Origin of the sequence: Micromonospora sp. C51 (genome assembly GCF_018070435.1) — a bacterium.
Taxonomy (GTDB): Bacteria; Actinomycetota; Actinomycetes; order Mycobacteriales; family Micromonosporaceae; genus Micromonospora; species Micromonospora sediminimaris.
Genome location: NZ_JAGPXQ010000002.1, coordinates 143130 through 159750 on the forward strand (window position 1 = coordinate 143130; position 16621 = coordinate 159750).

General features: G+C 71.8%; 15 protein-coding genes. 10 read left to right on the forward strand and 5 right to left on the reverse strand.

Annotation, left to right across the window (positions count from 1 at the left end; genetic code table 11):
• The first annotated feature begins 2 nt into the window (after positions 1–2).
• Genes KBX50_RS03605 through KBX50_RS03650 form a run of 10 tightly spaced genes read left to right on the forward strand, consistent with a single transcriptional unit; the run spans position 3 to position 11526 of the window.
• Positions 3–1046: a methyltransferase gene (locus KBX50_RS03605; protein ID WP_210934642.1), complete on the forward strand. Its 1044-nt coding sequence runs from the start codon at positions 3–5 to the stop codon at positions 1044–1046.
• Positions 1047–1066: 20 nt separating this feature from the next.
• Entirely contained in the window at positions 1067–2950 is a 1884-nt protein-coding gene (locus KBX50_RS33510) for an ABC transporter ATP-binding protein (protein WP_210934643.1), read from the forward strand.
• A complete protein-coding gene (locus KBX50_RS03615) occupies positions 2947–4737 on the forward strand; it encodes an ABC transporter ATP-binding protein (RefSeq protein ID WP_210934644.1) in 1791 nt (596 codons plus the stop codon). Before KBX50_RS33510 ends, KBX50_RS03615 begins: the two co-directional genes overlap by 4 nt.
• Positions 4734–6221, forward strand: a complete 1488-nt coding sequence (locus tag KBX50_RS03620) for a condensation domain-containing protein (RefSeq protein WP_210934645.1) — start codon at positions 4734–4736, stop codon at positions 6219–6221. Before KBX50_RS03615 ends, KBX50_RS03620 begins: the two co-directional genes overlap by 4 nt.
• Complete coding sequence (locus KBX50_RS03625; RefSeq protein ID WP_210934646.1) at positions 6218–7093, forward strand: diiron oxygenase; 876 nt, start codon at positions 6218–6220, stop codon at positions 7091–7093. Before KBX50_RS03620 ends, KBX50_RS03625 begins: the two co-directional genes overlap by 4 nt.
• Positions 7090–7947, forward strand: coding sequence for an aminoacyl--tRNA ligase-related protein (locus tag KBX50_RS03630; RefSeq protein ID WP_210934647.1), 858 nt, complete (start codon positions 7090–7092; stop codon positions 7945–7947). Before KBX50_RS03625 ends, KBX50_RS03630 begins: the two co-directional genes overlap by 4 nt.
• Positions 7940–8938 (forward strand): nitronate monooxygenase family protein, encoded by a 999-nt coding sequence (locus tag KBX50_RS03635; protein ID WP_210934649.1) that lies wholly within the window; start codon positions 7940–7942, stop codon positions 8936–8938. Before KBX50_RS03630 ends, KBX50_RS03635 begins: the two co-directional genes overlap by 8 nt.
• Positions 8935–9489: a holo-ACP synthase gene (locus tag KBX50_RS03640; RefSeq protein WP_210934651.1), complete on the forward strand. Its 555-nt coding sequence runs from the start codon at positions 8935–8937 to the stop codon at positions 9487–9489. The genes KBX50_RS03635 and KBX50_RS03640 overlap by 4 nt, the downstream gene beginning before the upstream one ends.
• Positions 9482–9709, forward strand: a complete 228-nt coding sequence (locus KBX50_RS03645; RefSeq protein WP_210934653.1) for a hypothetical protein — start codon at positions 9482–9484, stop codon at positions 9707–9709. The genes KBX50_RS03640 and KBX50_RS03645 overlap by 8 nt, the downstream gene beginning before the upstream one ends.
• A 26-nt stretch (positions 9710–9735) precedes the next feature.
• A complete protein-coding gene (locus KBX50_RS03650) occupies positions 9736–11526 on the forward strand; it encodes a condensation domain-containing protein (protein ID WP_210934656.1) in 1791 nt (596 codons plus the stop codon).
• Between the two features lie 43 nt (positions 11527–11569).
• Here KBX50_RS03650 and KBX50_RS03655 read toward each other — a convergent pair whose 3' ends face one another.
• From KBX50_RS03655 to KBX50_RS03675, 5 genes are read right to left on the reverse strand one after another with little or no spacing between them, the layout of a single operon-like run.
• On the reverse strand, positions 11570–12793 hold the full coding sequence (locus KBX50_RS03655) for a pyridoxal phosphate-dependent aminotransferase (protein WP_210934658.1): 1224 nt from the start codon (positions 12791–12793) through the stop codon (positions 11570–11572).
• A complete protein-coding gene (locus tag KBX50_RS03660) occupies positions 12790–13743 on the reverse strand; it encodes an alpha-ketoacid dehydrogenase subunit beta (protein ID WP_210934660.1) in 954 nt (317 codons plus the stop codon). The genes KBX50_RS03655 and KBX50_RS03660 overlap by 4 nt, the downstream gene beginning before the upstream one ends.
• Positions 13740–14741, reverse strand: a complete 1002-nt coding sequence (locus KBX50_RS03665) for a thiamine pyrophosphate-dependent dehydrogenase E1 component subunit alpha (RefSeq protein ID WP_210934663.1) — start codon at positions 14739–14741, stop codon at positions 13740–13742. The genes KBX50_RS03660 and KBX50_RS03665 overlap by 4 nt, the downstream gene beginning before the upstream one ends.
• Positions 14738–15349: an O-methyltransferase gene (locus KBX50_RS03670; protein ID WP_210934664.1), complete on the reverse strand. Its 612-nt coding sequence runs from the start codon at positions 15347–15349 to the stop codon at positions 14738–14740. Before KBX50_RS03670 ends, KBX50_RS03665 begins: the two co-directional genes overlap by 4 nt.
• The gene (locus KBX50_RS03675; protein ID WP_210934665.1) at positions 15346–16251 is read right to left on the reverse strand and encodes an LLM class flavin-dependent oxidoreductase; all 906 of its coding nucleotides are present in this window, start codon (positions 16249–16251) and stop codon (positions 15346–15348) included. Before KBX50_RS03675 ends, KBX50_RS03670 begins: the two co-directional genes overlap by 4 nt.
• Between the last annotated feature and the right edge of the window lie 370 nt (positions 16252–16621).

A 16621-nucleotide genomic window follows, 5' to 3' on the forward strand; every position in this document is an offset into this window, starting at 1 on the left:
CGGTGCGCCACGAAGCGGTCGTCACCGATCCCACCGAGCTGTACCGGCTCCGCGACGGCGTGTACGCCGCCGACCTGCTCATCGTGGTCGTCGCGGAGCTGGACCTGTTCACCTGGCTCGACCGGTACGAGCGCGAGCACGACGAGCCGGCCGGGGTCGAGCAGGTGTGCGGGGCGCATCACCTCGACCCACGGGCTGCCGATGTGACGATCACCTACCTCGTCGCGCGGGGGTTGCTGGCGCGCGTCGGCGACCGGGTCGTGCCGACCAGGGTTGCCCGGGACCATCTGGTCGCTGGTTCGCCGTACGACCTGCGGGCCTACTACGCCTCGTTGCGGGAGCGGCCCACCTGCCGCGATCTGCTCACGGTCCTTCGTTCCGGACGCCCTGCGGCGTGGGCCGGCGCCGGCGGCGAACAGGCATGGTCGGATCGGCTGGCGTCGCCGGAGTTCGCCGCGTCGATCACGGCCGCGATGGACGCGCGCGGCGCCTACCTGGGCCCGGCTCTGGCCGAAGCGATCGCGGATGTGCCCGCACGCGCGGTCCTGGATGTGGGCGGTGGCTCCGGGATCTACGGCTCCGCGCTGGTGGAGCGACTGCCCGGTCTGCGGGTCGATGTTCTCGAACGGCCGCCGGTGGACGACGTCGCCCGTACCCTGCTGGCCACGCGCGGCTACGCGGATCGGGTCGGTGTCGTAGCCGGTGACATGTTCGCCGACCTGCCCGACGAGTACGACGCTCACCTGTACTCGCACGTGCTGCACGACTGGGGAACCGGCGAGGTCCGCCGGCTGCTGGCGAACTCGGCCGCGGCCCTGCCGCCGGGCGGCTGGGTGGTGGTGCACGACACCCATATCAACGATGGCCGCTCAGGGCCGCTGCCGGTGGCGGAGTACTCGGTGCTGCTCATGCACTCGACCCCCGGCAAGTGCTGGTCCGTGGCGGAGCTGCGCGGCCTGTTCGCCGAGACCGGCTTCGACTACGTGGACTGTCGGCCGACCGCCGCCGACCGCACCACCGTCATCGGTCGGCGGGCCCGCCGATGACCGAGAGAAAGGTGGCGGCCGTGTCGCCCACCCTGACCGAACGCGTACGCGGCTGGACGCGGCCGACCCGGGAACGGTGGTCGGCCATCTTCCGGCTGCTGCCCCGGGCCGGCGCCGGAGTGATCATCGCCGCGGTCCTGCTCAACTTGCTGATCGGCGTGCTGCCGATGGCATTCATCATCTGGACCGGCCAGGTGCTCGGTGACCTTCCGGCCGTCGCCGGCGGGGCCCCGGACGCCTGGCGTACCGTCGTGCTCAGCCTGACGATCGCGGTGGCCGCCTTCGTCTTCCAGCAGATGCTGGTGCCGTTCCAGTCGGCTCTGGGCGAGGTGGTGATCCGGCGGGTAGACGGCTTCTGCGCCGGGCGGTTGGGCCGCGCGGCCCTTGCCGAAGCCCCGATCGCGGTGCTGGAGCGACCCGACATCAGCGGACTGCTCGGTGAGGCGCGGGGCGGCTACGACCGGGTGCTGCCCACGCCGGGCGACGCGGTCGCGGGCGCGTTGGCGCTGATCGCGCGGTACAGCCAGCTCGCCGGTGCGGTCATCCTGGTCGGGTTCGTGCTCTCGGTACCCGCTGCGCTGCTGATCGGGGCGACCGCGTTGATCGTCCGGTACGGCCAGCGTGGTTCCCTCGGCCGCTTCGGCGCACTCTGGGTCAGTCTGCTGTCGAGCCGGCAGCGGGTGATGTATCTGCGCTCCTTCGGCACCAGCACGAAGGTGGCCAAGGAGATGCGGATGTTCGGGCTGCTGGAGTGGTACCAGCGCCGGCATCGGGCCGACTCGCGCTCCTACCTGGACCCGCTGTGGGTCGGCCGGCGGCGGATCCTGCTGCGCCCGTTCCTCGCGTACGCCGTCGTCGCGCTGGTCGGCGGCGCGACAGTGCTGTACTGGCTGGCGGGTGCCGCCGGCAGCGGCACGCTCACGCTGACCCAGCTGGGTATCGCCATCCAGGGGGTGCTGATCCCGATCCGGTTCGGGGTGTTCTTCCCGGAGTCGGACGTGCAGACCCAGTACGGCATGCAGGCGTACCAGGCGCTGACCACGTTCGAGCGGACCGCCGCCGAAGGCCGGGCCGGCGTCGCCGGTGACCTGCCGGTGCCGGCCGGCCCGATCGGCCCGATCCGCTTCGACGACGTGGCGTTCCGCTACGGCGAGGCCGGCAGCCCGGTGCTCGACGGGGTCTCCTGCACCCTGCCGGCGGGGCGGAGCACCGCCATCGTCGGGCTCAACGGTGCCGGCAAGACCACGTTGGTCAAGCTGCTGGCCCGGCTCTACGACCCGACCGGCGGAGCGATCTCGATCGACGGCGTCGACCTGCGCCAGTACTCACCGCGGGACTGGCAACAGCGGCTCGCCGTCATCTTCCAGGACTACGTGCACTACGAGCTGGACGCGGCGGCGAACATCGGCCTGGGCGCGGCGGACCACCTCGACGATCGGGAAGGTCTGCTGGCCGCCGCCCGCCGGGCGGGCGCCGAGGAGGTGATCGACGCCCTGCCGCGCGGCCTGGACACGATCCTGTCCCGGCAGTACGCGGGCGGCACCGACCTCTCCGGTGGCCAGTGGCAGCGGATCGCCCTGGCCCGGGCGCTGTTCGCGGTGCGGCACGGCGCGTCCGTCCTGGTGCTCGACGAACCCACCGCCCAACTCGACGTCCGCGCGGAGGTCGAGTTCTACGACCGGTTCCTCGAACTGACCCGTGGACTCACCACGGTGATCATTTCGCACCGGTTCTCGACCGTACGACGCGCCGACCAGATCATCGTTTTGGACGGCGGACGGGTGACCGAGCAGGGCAGCCACGACGAGCTGATGGCGGCCGGCGGCCAGTACGCCGAACTGTTCCACCTTCAGGCGCGGCGTTTCTCCGATGACGACGAGCCGCTCGTGGAGGTGACCGCGTGATAGGGCTGTTGCGTACCGCCCGTTTCATGCTGGGCCTGGCGGCCCGCCTGGACCGTGGCCGGCTCATCCGGTCGGGCGTGTTGATGCTCCTGGGCTACGCCGCGACCCCGTTCATCGCGCTGGGCCTGCGGGATCTCACCAACGCCGCGCTGAGCGGCGACGTCTCGGCGGCCACCATCGCCGCGCTTGTCGTCGCGGTGCTGCTCACCTTCGAGCTGATGTTGGGCCACTTCGCGCACCTGTCGTACTTCGAGGTCGGCGAACTGGCCGAGGTGGCCCTCAACGAGGAACTGCTGCGGCACGTCAACGCGGGCCACGGGCTGGAACGGGTGGACGACCCGGAGTTCGCCGACGGCGTGACGATGGTGCAGGAGGAACTGGTTCGCACCCGGGTGGCGCTGGAGGCGGTGCTGCAACTCGCCGGCCTGCTGCTCCAGGTTCTCGTCACAACCGTCGTGCTGGCGATGCTGAATCCATGGCTGCTCCTGCTGCCCGTCGCGGCTCTTGCGCCGGTGTTCATCGGCAAGCGGGCCCAGGCGACCATCGACGCGGCCAAGGAGAACGCCGCCGAAACCACCCGGCAGGCACGGCACCTGCTGGAACTGGCCACCACTCCGGCCGCGATCAAGGAGATCCGCCTGTTCCACGGCGAGCAGGAACTGCTGCGCCGGCACGATCGGGCCTGGTCGGCGTCGACCCGACTGTTGTGGCGGGCGCACCGCCGGGCGGCGACGCTGCGCTCCGCCGGCCAGTCGGTGTTCGCGCTGGCGTACGGCGGCGCGGTGGTGCTGGTCATCTCGCAGGTACGCGACGGGCGCGCCGACGTGGGCGACGTGGTCCTGGTGATCACCCTGGCGGTGCAGGTGGCGGTGCAGGTGGCGAGCGCTCTCAACCTGCTCGCGCTGTTGCAGGGGGTCGGTCGGACCGTGGCCCGGCTGACCCGGCTGCGCCGGTCGACCGGCGCGGCGACCACGGTGGGCACGGAGTCGTCCGGCGTGGTGCCGGAGCGTCTGAACGACGGCATCGTGCTGGAGAACGTGAGTTTCCACTACCCGGGAACGGACCGTCTCGTGCTCCGCGACATCAACCTGCGGCTGCCGGCCGGTGGCTCGGTTGCCATCGTCGGCGAGAACGGTGCCGGCAAGAGCACGCTGGTCAAGCTCCTCTGCGGGCTGTACCAGCCGGTGGCCGGGCGGATCCTGCTGGACCACGGCGACCTGGCTGACGTGCCGGACGACGAGTGGCGCAAGCGGGTGGCCCCGCTGTTCCAGGACTTCGCGCGCTTCGAACTGCTGGTGCGGGAGAGTGTCGGGCTCGGTGACGTGACGCGCGTCGAGGACCGCGACGCGGTCGCCGACGCTGTCGACCGGGCCGAGGCCGGCGGTGCGGTGGCCGCGGTACCGGGTGGTCTGGACGGTCTGCTCGGAAAGGGGTACGGCGACGGCGCGGAGCTCTCCGGCGGTCAGTGGCAACGGCTCGGGCTGGCTCGGACGATGATGCGCGACCGACCGCTGTTGCTGGTACTCGACGAGCCGGCGGCGGCCCTGGACGCGGCCGCCGAACACGCCATCTTCGAGCGGTACCGGGACTCCGCCGGGCGGGTGGGCGCCGTCAACGGCGGCGTCACGCTCTTCGTGTCGCACCGGTTCTCCACCGTACGCATGGCGGACCTGATCGTCGTGCTGGACGGCGGTCGGGTGGCCGAGAGCGGCAGCCACACCGAGCTGATGGCGCGCGGCGGTCTGTACGCGGAGCTGTTCGGCATGCAGGCGCGGGTGTCCACGTGACGGCGTCGATGACCGTGCCGTTCACCGGCACCCGTACCGCCGAGGCGGCGTTGAGCTGGGGGCAGGAGTCGATCTGGCGGACCGTACGCTGGCTCGACGAGGACGACCCGTACTTCAACATCCCGTACGTGCTGCCGATCGTCGGCGGCCCCGACCTGGACCGGGTCGGTGCCGCGCTGCGCCGGCTGGTGGAGCGGCACGAGGCGCTGCGCACCACGATCGCGGACACCCCGGACGGTGCCCGGCAGACCGTTGTGGCGGCCGGCGAGCTCTCCGTCGACGTGCACGAGGCCGGGGACGACGCCGCGCAGGTGGCACAGCAGGTCGCCGCCGACCTCGCGGCCCGCGCCTTCCGGTACGCCGAGGAGCTGCCGTTCCGCTGCGCGGTGGTGCGCCGCGACGGCGTGGCCACCCAGCTGGCGCTGGCCTTGTCGCACCTGGCCGTGGACGCCTGGTCGATCCGGGTGCTCACCGACGACTGGGCCGCCCTGGTCGCCGGCGCCGACCCGGCTGGCGTGCCGACGCAGCCGCTGGACCGGGTGGCGTTCGAACGCGACGGCGCCGGCGCCGGCCGGGGTGCCGAGTCGGTCGAGTACTGGGCCCGGACGCTGGCGCAGGCACCACGGACACTGTTCGACTTCCCGCCACGGGAACCGGAGACGTTACGGTTCGTGCGGGTCGGCATGGAGTCGCCGGCCCTGGCGGTGGCCGCCACGGAACTCGCCCACCGGTGGGGAGTGAGCACCGCCAGCGTGCTCACCGTGGCCTGTGGCGTCCTGCTCGGGGTGCACACCGGGCACGACCGCGTCGCGCTTCAGCTCATCGTCGCCAACCGGCATGACCGGCGGTTCCGCACCATGGTCGGCCCGGCGGCCCAGGACGGCCTGCTGCTGCTGGATCTGGACGCGGGCTCCTTCGCCGAGACGGTGCGGCGGGGCCACATGCAGGCGATGGCGGCGTACCGGTACGGGCACTACGATCCGGCGGCCGTTCGCCAGCTGCGGGAACAGGCCGGCCTCGCCCGGGGCGCCCCGATGGACCTGTCCGCGTACTTCAACGACATCCGAGCCTCCGGCGCCTGGCCCGGGCTGCCGGCTGCGCCCGACGGCCCACGCAGCCTCAGCTCACGGACCCGCACCTTCGTGGTGGGCTCGCACGCCAAGGTGGACGCCAAGGCGTTCTTCGCGACCGGCGCGGCCCCCGACACCGGGCAGCTGTACCTGCTCGCGGACACCGCCTACCTGACCCGCGAGACGGCGTTCGCCCTGCTGCGCGCGGTCGAGGAGGTCCTGGTCACCGCCGTGCAGGCCGACGATCTGCGGATCTCCGACCTCGCCGCGGTCGCCGGGCTCGCCGTGGTCCGGCGCGGGCCCGGCTGGACCCGCAGCGGTCCGGACTGGGTACACCTCGACGCGCCCACCGGAGCATCGCAGGACACGCCCGACATCGTGCAGAGGTCTTCTACCCCCGGAGGCGCCGTATGACCGCTGTTACCGAACTGACCTGGGACGACGAGATGCGGACCGCGGTGGACCGCCTCACCCACACCGCCGAGGAGAACTACTACAACCCCTACCAGACGTTCGAGTGGCCGGATCACATCGACGAGAGCATCCCGTGGATGAGTGCCGACCTGATGACCGTGCACGGCACCGAGGCGGCCGCCGACCTGTCGTCGGCACAACGACTGGCGCTGTCCAAGTGGGAGAGCATCCACTTCTACAGCCTCAACGTGCACGGGATCCGGGACCTGATGACGGAGGTCGTGGCGCGGATACACACGCCCGGATTCGAGATCCCCACCCCGTTCTTCCACCACTTCCTCGGTGAGGAGAACGAGCACATGTGGTTCTTCGCCGAGTTCTGCCTGCGCTACGGCGGGAAGATCTATCCGGACCGGACGATGGCGTTTCCCCGGGAGCCGGCCAGCCCGGTCGTCGACCACTTCATCGTCTTCAGCCGGATCCTCATCTTCGAGATCATCGTCGACTACTTCAACAGCCGGATGGCGGCCGACGCCACCCTGCCGGAGACGATCCGGGCCATCAACCGCGTGCACCACCAGGACGAGTCACGGCACATCGCGTTCGGCTGCCACCTCGTCCGGGTGCTGTTCGACCGGTTGCGGGCCACCTGCGAGCCCGCCGAGGTGGAACAGGCCCGCCGGTACGTGGCCCGGTACATCGAATCCTCCTTGCACCAGATGTACAGCGTGGACGCCTACCGGGACGCGGGGATCGACCGGCCCGCCGCGTTCCGGCAGCGGCTGTTGGCCGACCCGGGACGCCGAGCGGTGCACGACGCCTTCGCCGGGCGCGCGTACAGCTTCTACCGACGGATCGGGGTGCTGGCATGACCGCGGGCCCGACCGAAGCCCATCTCGGCACCGTTCCGGCGCTGCGCGACCCGGGGCCCGGGTTGATCGTGCTCGACCCCGACCAGGCTCGCCTCTTCCACCTCCTCGACGGGCTCTTCGTCGAGGTCGCGGAGCGGTTCGGTGCGGCGCCCGTGGTCGGGCCGCCGCTGCTACCGGCGGCGGACCTCGTCCGGCTCGACTACTTCCGCAACTTTCCGCACCTGGGCGTGCTGGCCGCCCGCCTGACCGCCGAGGCGACCGCCGAGGCCGCCGCCGGCGCCGACCCCACCGCGCTGACCACCGTGCCGACCGGCTACCTCCTACCCTCCGCGACCTGCTACGGGTTGCTCACCGCCATGACGGGCGTCCGCCTCGACGCCCCCGTACGGCTGACCGCGACCGGCCGGTGTTTCCGCAACGAGGAGCGGTTCGAGGGCCTGCGCCGGCTCTGGGGCTTCCACATGCGGGAGATCCTGTTCGTCGGGGACCAGGACGGTGCCGCCGGGCACCTGAACGTCTCCCGCGAGATGATTCTCGACCTCGCCAACCGGCTCGGCGTGCCGGTGACGGTGGAGGCGGCCAACGATCCGTTCTACGACCGGACCGGTTCCCGGGCCCGGCTCGCCATGCTGGACCCGGTCAAGCATGAGTTCGTCACCGGGGACGGCACCGCGATCGCCTCGGTGAACCGGCACCGCAACTTCTTCGGTGAGCGGCTCGACATCCGGATCGGTGCCGACCACGCGTACAGCTCGTGCACCGCCTTCGGTGTCGAACGCTGGATCCACGCGATGGTGTGCGCGCACGGGTCGGTGCGCGCCTCGCTCGCGGTCGCGGAGCGGGCCAGTGGCTGACGTCCCGGCCACCGCCGGTGTGCTCGGCGTCCGGCTGCCCCTGGTGCAGGCCGGCATGGGTGGGGTCGCCGGCCCCGCCCTGGCCGCGGCGGTGGCCGAAGCCGGCGCGTTGGGGACGGTGGCGCTGTACCGCGTCGACGCGTCCACCGCCGCCGAGCTGGTCCGCCGCACGGCGGAGAACACCGCGGCCACCTTCGGCGTCAACGTGATCCCGGAGGTTGCCGACGCGACGTTGCCCGCGCAGGTCGCCGCGGTGCTGGACGCCGCCGACCGCAGACTGGTGATCAACGTGTACGGCCCGCCGCCGTCGTGGCTGGTACCTCGGGTGCACGACGCGGGGCACGCCGTCCTCGTCCAGGTCGGGTCCGCCGCCGACGCTCAGCGGGCGGCGGCGGATGGTGCCGATGTGCTCGCCGTGCAGGGCGTCGAGGCCGGCGGGCACCATCTGGGGGACCGGCCGGTGGCCGATCTGCTGGCCGAGGTGCTGGACCGCGGCGTGCCGGTGCCGGTGCTGGCTGCCGGTGGTATCCAGCGGGCCGACCAGGTCGCGGCGCACCTGCGGGCCGGCGCGAGTGGTTGCCTGTGCGGCACGGCGTTCGTGGTCGCGGCGGAGGCGGCCGCGCATCCGGACTACCAGGCCGCCATCGTGGCGGCTGGCGAGGACGCCACCACTGTCACCGATCGGTTCGCGATCGGCTGGCCGGGTCGCCGGCACCGGGTGCTGCGCTCGGCTGTCACGCAGGCGGCGGAACCGCCGGCCGGCCGCTTCGTCGCCTGGACCACGGTGACCGGCCGGCGGTTGCCGGTGCCGCGCGGGTCCGCCGCGGTGCCGACTGTCGAGACGCAGGGCGGGATCGCCGAGATGGCCCGTTATGCGGGTACCGGCGCCCGTTGGGTGACGGTGGTGGAGCCGGCCGCGGAGATCGTGTCGCGTCTGACGGGCCTGCCGGCCACCGGCGAATCCGTCGTGCGGGTCGGACGTGCGTCGTGACCCGCACGGTGCCCCCGGGCACACCGGACGGTCGGGACCTGCCGGGCCGAGGTCCGGGGCGCTGGGATCTGCCAGGACCGGATCTCGACGGTCGCGGTCCGGGGGGCGGGCCGGCCGAGGCACTGCGCCGGCTGGTCGGTGATGCGCCGGAGGTCGGTCTCGACCTGGTAGCGGTGGAGCGGGTCCGCCGCGCGATCGACCGCCACGGCGACCGCTGGCTGGCCGACATGTTCACCGGGCCGGAACTGGAGCAGTTGCGACTCGTCCGTGGGGATCTACCCGAACGGGCGGCCGGCCGGGTCGCCGCCAAGGAGGCGGTCGTCAAGGCGTTGCGCCCGAACGACCTTGTGGCCTGGCACGACATCGAGGTGCTGCGGCTGCCGCACGGCGCTCCGGTCGTGCGGTTGTCCGGCCGGGCCGGGCGGCACGCCGAGCACTGCGGCGTGCGGTCGGTCGCGGTGAGCATCACCCATCAGGACGGCTGGGCCGCGGCGATCGCGGTGGCCGGGTCCGCTGACCCCGACTCGATCGAGGAGTACCCACATGGATGAGATCCGCGAGTGGATCCGGAGCAGGAACCCGTCGCTGACCGGCGACATCGGCGAGGACGACGACCTCATCGAGGCCCGCTTGATCGATTCGCTGGACTTCCTGGACTTTGTGTACCTCTTGGAGGAGATCTCCGGCAGTCCGATCGACCTGCAGCAGTTGAGCGTCGATGACTTCCGGACACTGGGCCGGATCCGCAAGCGGTTCCTGCCGGCCGAATGAGGCCCGCCGCACGGGGGGACGACAAAATGCCGAACTGCCTTCTCGTCCGGGTGACGGACGAGCGGACCGTCGAGGCGGAAGCGACCTGGGGGCAGCGGGCCATCTGGTCCTGCATCCAGTTCATGGGGGAGCACGATCCGTACTTCAACGCGGGGCGGGTGCTGCCGGTGCCGCAGCGGTGCGGTCTGACCGACGTCGCCGACGCGCTCGGTGAACTGTTTCGCCGGCACGAGACCCTGCGAACCGTGTTCGAGTTCGCTGACTCGACCCTGCGGCAGACGGTGCAGGGTTCCGGCGAGCTGCCGGTCGCGGTGGAGGCGTTGTCCACCGCCGGGCACGCCTCGGCGGACGCGGCCGCCTGGACGCGGATGTACCAACTCGCCGGCCTCGTGTTGCCGGTGCACGAGTGGCCGGTACGGATCGCCGTGCTGACCATGGCTGACCGACCACGGTTCGTGGCGGTGGTGTTCAGTCATCTGGCGGTCGACCACACCGGTGCCGACCTGGTCATGGCGGATCTCGCGGAGCTGTTGGCCGGGCGACGGCCGCCGCGTCCCGAACACCAGCCCGTCGACCAGGCCGCGTACGAGCGAACCGAGGCGGGGCGGGCCACGAGCGAGACAGCCCTGCGGCACTGGGCCCGTACGCTCCGGAACATTCCCGCCTCCATCTTCGACTACCGCACCCACGACACCGGGCCACCCCGATTCCGCCGGACGATCATGTACAGCGAGGCGGTCACCGTCGCCGCCGCGGCTGCCGCCCTACGCCTGCGGGTCACCTCGTCGGCGGTGCTGTTGGCGGCGGAGGCTCTCGTGTTGGGCCGGTACACCGGCCACGACGTCGTGCCGGTGCAGCTCATCTGCGCCAACCGCGACGCGGAGCGGGAACGGCTGGTCGGCACGGTCGCCGGAGACGGCATCGTCCGGGTCGATCTGGCCCAGGATTCCTTCGCGCGGATCGCCCGGCGGACCTTCCTGGCGGGCGTGGGCGCGTACCGGTTCGGCTACTACGATCCCGAGGCAGCCTGGCGGATGAGGGCCGCGGAGCACCTCGCGCGTGGCGCGGTCCTCGGCATCGGCGTCTACTTCAACGACGTACGGGACGGCGTCGCGTCCGCCGTGCCGACCGACCCGGCGGACGAGCGGACGATACGCCGGCTGGCCGCCGGCACGAGGATCGAGCCGGCCGGCGGTTGGGACCTGATGGATGCCCGGGTGTTCCTGACCGTGGCCACCGCCGGCGCGGCGACCCGGCTGTCGATGCTCTGCGACACCGCGTACGTGCCGACGGAGGACGTCGTCGCACTGCTGCGCGGCATCGAACGGGTGGTGATCGCAGCGGCGACCGACGACCTCACCGCACAGCTGATCTCCGAGACCATCGGGGTGCCGTCGGTGATGCGCGGCCCGGACTGGGTGCGTGGCCCCGACGGCTGGGTCGATCTGGCCGGCACTCGCGCGCTGTGGCGCGCTCTGCTGCCCGACGCCACCACAGGTGGGGTTTTCCTGGACGATGACCCGGCCCGGACCGGTTCCGGGTTGGTCGGTTATCTGGCCGGGCCGCGCGACAGCGACCTCGGCGACCTGCACGAGGCGTTCGTCGCCGCGCTCGGTGAGCGGACGGATGTCCGCGCTCCGTCCCGCTACGTCCGGTGTGCCCACGGTCCGGATGATCCGGACGACCGGCTGGCGTGGGAGAAATGCGCGGTGCTCGCCGAGGGAACGGGACGGCGGGCCGACGGCCCCACCGACCGGCTCTCGGTCGATCCTGCGGTTCGTCGCGGGGCCTGGGTTGCCGCCGGCGACGGTCGCTGAAGAACCCCGGGGCCACGATCGAGGAACGGTCGTGGCCCCGGCGTCACGCCAGCTCCGCCAGGAACCGGTGCATCCGGTCCAGCGCGTCCGTCAGGCGGTCCGGTGGCTGGGTGAACGACAGCCGGACATGGCCCCTGCCGTGCCGGCCGTAGCTGCTGCCCGGCATGACGGCGACTCCCGTCTCGGCGAGCAGCCGCTGTGCGAAGACCACGTCCGGCAGGCCCGTGTCGCTGATGTCGGGGAACGCGTAGAAGGCGCCCATCGGCGGGGTGAGTCGCACCGAGGGCATGTCGAGCAGCCGGGCCACGGTGAGGTCACGGCGGCCGCGGTACTCGGCGGCGTACCTCGCCGACCAGCTGGCCGTCTCGGGCGCGGTCAGCGCTGTGGGCAGCGCCCGCTGGACGAACGCCGGCATGCAGCAGTTCGTGTTGGTCATCAGGACCGCGAAGTCGGCGGCGAGGTGCGGGGGAGAAACCATGATCCCGGCCCGCCAGCCGCACATGGCATGGCTCTTCGAGAGTGTCTCCGAGACGATGACGCGTTCCGGTGGCAGCTCGGCCAGCACCGCGTCGGTGTCCACACCGGTCCAGTTCAACCCCCGGTACGCCTCGTCGCGCAGCACGTAGAAGGAGTGCCGCCGGACGAGGTCCGTCAGCTCCCGGGCGGTCTCCGGGAGCAGGACGGCTCCGGTGGGATTGTGCGGTGAGTTGACCACCAGCAGGCGGGTCCGGGCGGTGACCCGGGCGGCCAGCTCAGCGATGTCGGGGACGAAGCCGGCCGTACTGCGGAGCGGATAACTGACGGGCACCCCGCCGGCGAGCCGCACCAGCTCGGCGTAGACCGGAAAGCCTGGATCCGGCAGCAGCACCTCGTCACCGGGCGCGACGAGGGTCAGCAGGGCGAAGTGCAGGACCATGTTGCTGCCGGGCACGAGCAGCACCTGCTCGGCGGCCACCGGCATCCGCAGCAGCCGCGCGTAGTGTCCGGCGAGGTGCTGGCGTATCTCCGGGTCACCGGCCGGCGCCGTGTAGTGCGTCCAACCGTCCCGCGCGCTGCTGACCATCGCCGACACGATGTGGGACGCCGTCGGCAGGTCGGGCTCGCCGAGTTCGAGGTGAATCACGTCCCGGCCGGTGGCGGCCAACTCGTCCGCCTGACGCTGCACCGCGAACGCCGAATGCCGCAGCAGACTGCGCAGGGGAGGCTGCGCGGACACGACGCGGGACGCCGGCGGTGGAGTTGCCAGCGTACTCAGGGCCTCGGTCATTCCGGCTCGCCCAGTACCCGCTGTACCTCGGCGCGGATTCGTCCCTCGGTCGGCCACATCGTCTCTTCGAGTGGGGGAGCGGACGGCACCGGAACGTCGGGCTGACAGACGAACCCGATCCGTCCACCCACCGCAGCCGCCACCCCGGGCTCGTCGAGCAGTCGGGACAGGATCTGCGCGGGCGCACCGGAGCGCGGGCCGTCGTCGACGAAGACCAGTCGCCCGGTACGGCGGACCGATGCGGCCAACGCCGCGGTGTCCAACGGGACCAGCGTGCGGGGGTCGAGGACGTCACAGTGCACGCCGTCGGCGGCGAGCGCCTCGGCCGCGTCGGCTGCGACCTTGACGGCGCCACCGATCGCCACGATCGTGGCCGCGTCGCCGTGGCGCAGGTGTGCGGCCTCGCCGAACCGCAGGGGAGCGGCGGCGAGCGCGGCACTCAGCCCTCGCTGACGGTTCAGCTCCGGTGCGACGAAGTACAGGACCGGGCCGGGCCACCGCGTCGCGCCGCGGAGCAACGCGCACGCGTCCCGCAACGAGCCGGGTACGACCACGGCGAGACCCGGTGTCTGCATGAAGATGCCGTACGGACACTGTTCGTTCTGCGGGCCGAGCTGCTGCCGCCCGCGGGTCGCCGACGTCACGATCATCGGCACCCGGTACTGGCCGCCGGAGAGATAGTGCATCCGGCCGGCGTGGTTGACCAGTTGGTCCATCACCAGCATGGCGAACGAGGCCCGGTTCAGGTCGACGATGGGCCGCAGGCCGCTCATTGCCGCGCCGACCGCCATGCCGGTCATCGCCTGTTCGGAGATCGCGCAGATGCGTACCCGGTCCGAGCCGAAGCGTCGGCGCAGCGACGCCGGTGAGTTGGTGGCCAGGAACACCAGGTTCGGATCCCGGGTGAACTCCTCTTCGAGGACGAGATCCAGCAGACCGACTTCGTTCACGGTTCCTCCGCCCAGACATGCGTCGCTGCTTCCTCCGGTGCCGGCCAGGGGGAGCTGCGGGCGGTTTCGACGGCGCGCTCGACCCGCTCGCGGGCCCGCTCCCAGATGGCCTCGACGTCCGCGTCCGACAGCCTGTCCCGCAGGGGCGGGCTCTGGCGCGCGGTGTCGATCGGATCCCGCGCCCGCCATGCCGCCATCTCCTCCGATGGCCGCACCTCCGGCGAAGGGCGTTCGAACTGCAGGTGGAACCGGGTCAGATAGGTCCTGGCCTCGATGAACGTCGGGCCTTCGCCACCGCGAGTGAGGTGCACGGCATCGCGGGCCGCCGTCGCGACCGCGGCCACGTCGTTGCCGTCGACCCCCACCGCGCGGACCCGGTGCGCCTCGGCCAGGCGCAGCAGCGACACCTCGGGATAGACCTCCTCGGTGCGGTTGCCGGCCTGGTATCCGTTGTGCTCGCACACAATCACCAGCGGCAGCCGTTGCACGGCGGCGATGGTGAGGGTCTCGTGCACCGCTCCGCTGCCCAGGGCGCCGTCACCGATGAACGCGACGCTGACCGCCGGCTCACCGCGTACCTGGGCGGCCATGGCGGCGCCGGCGGCGACGGGTACGCCGGCGCCGACGATGCCGCTGGACATCAGCAGATTGGTCCGGCTGTCACTGATCAGCGCGGCTGCCTTACCGCCACACAGGCCGGCGGCTCGGCCGAACAGCTCCGCGGTGAGGGCGTCGAGGTCCACTCCGCGGGCGATCGCGTGCCCGTGCCCCCGGTAGTGGCTGACCAGGGAGTCCGCCTGGGTCAGCGCCGCGCACACCCCGACGGCGATGGCCTCCTGGCCGACGTACGGATGCACCGGCCCGATCACCTCGCCGCCGGTGCGCAGCTCCATCATCCGCTCCTCGAACACCCGGATCAGCACCATGCTGGTGAACATGGCGACCGGGTCCGGCGCGGCCGGTTCGGCGCTCCTGGCCGGGGCGACGGCCATGGTCATGGGGTCTCCTCATCTCGGCTGTCGTGCGGAAGGTCAGGTCGTCGGGTGCTGATGATCAGGCCGGTGCCGGCCGGGATCCGCGCCGTGACGAGCCGGGGGTCGTCGGTCAGCGTCCGTTCCACCCGCCGCACCGCGGCGCGGTGCTCGGGGTCGGTGTAGCGCCCCAGGTCCATGTCGTCGACGACGAGCAGCCCGCCGGGTGCCAGCGCGTCGATCGTCAGGTCGAGGCCGGTCCACTTGCCGGCGACGGCGTCGGCGAAGACGAGGTCGAACCGGCCCAGCGTGGGCAGCAACTCCTCGGCGTCACCCGTGTGGATCATCACGTTCGGCGGCCAGTTGTCGGCGCGGACGGCTGCGGCCAGGGACTCGTCCAGTTCGACCGTCTCCAGCCGGGCGTCGGCGCGCTGGCCGAGCCCTTCGGCCAGCCAGGCGGTGCCGACTCCCGTACCGGTGCCCAGTTCCAGGATCCGACCGTTGGGCGGGACCGCTGCCGCCAACGTCGCCAGCAGCGGGCCTACCGGGTCCTCGCAGGCGCCGTGGAAGTCGTGCTCGGACGCGCGGGCGAGGGCGCGGCGCACCCGGGGCGGTACCGCGGTGCGGGTTGTCATGGCGCCACCTCCGACGGGTCGGGACGGGATTTCGCGTGCCACTCGTCTCGTACCGGGGTGATGACCTCGGTCACCAGCCGACGCAACAGGGTCGGCGACGCCTCGGGCGGCAGACTGAACACGACGTGTCGGGCCCCGGCTGCCACCAGCCGCGCCGTCCAGAACCGGGCCGCGAGCAGATCCCCGGCGGCGACGTGCAGTTGCGCCGACAACGTGATCTCGGCAGGGTCGCGTCCGCTGTCGACACAGTGTTCGGCCAGGACGTCCCGGCCTCGACGCAGGGTGCTGACCTGGCCGTCGGCCACGTTCCAGACGTCGGCGTGCCGGGCCACGACCTTCAGGGCGCGCGGTCCGGAGGCACCGAGGACGAAGCGGGGCCGGGTGTTCGGGCGCGGATTGAGACCGGCGCCCTCCAGCTGGTAGTACCGGCCGGAGAAGTGGACGGTGTCCTCGGTGCAGAGCCGGTGCACGACCGTGCATGCCTCGTCCCAGCGGGCGAGCCGTTCCGCCGGAGCGGGCAGGGGTATGCCGAGCCGGCGGCATTCCTCGGCGTGCCAGCCCGCACCGAAGCCGAACTCGACCCGGCCGGCGGAGACGTGGTCGACGGTGGCGAGCATGTGCGCCAGCACGGCGGGATGCCGGTAGACGTTCCCGGTCACGAGGACGCCGATCCGTAGTCGCGCGGTCTGGGTCGCCAGGGCGGCCAGCAGGGTCCACGCTTCCAGGCAACTGCCGTCGGGCGCGGCGTTCACCGGCTGGAAGTGGTCGTAGAGCCAGGCGTCCTGCCATTCGCCGTCGGCGTCGGCGGCGGACCAGAGCCGTTGCAGTTCCGACCAGCCGATGAGCTGCTGTGCGACCTTGAAGCCGAAATTCAGCTGGGCGGCCGTCACGGCGAACGCCATCGCGTACGGATGGTGGACCGACTCATCGAGTGCTCCTGTCCCGCGGTCGAGGCACACGGCACACCACCAGCCGGCACGAATACGGCAGAACCAGACGGCGGCAGGCCGTTCCCGACGGCGGTCGCGGTGTCATTCCCGTGTCGCGGCGACCGACGACGCGATTTGTTAACTTAGCGTCAGTTCAGTTCGCACGGCATTGTCGTCAGGACGCGCGTCGGCGCACCTGACGTCACTTATGCGCAGCTGCTGACCAAGCCCTCGATGCGGTCGCCAATTGTGGTGCGACGGCATGGGCGTACGCGATGTGTGCTATTTGAATCCCCCGTTGAACGACCGGTGTGGTGTCGCCTGAAGAAGGTGGCCACCTGTC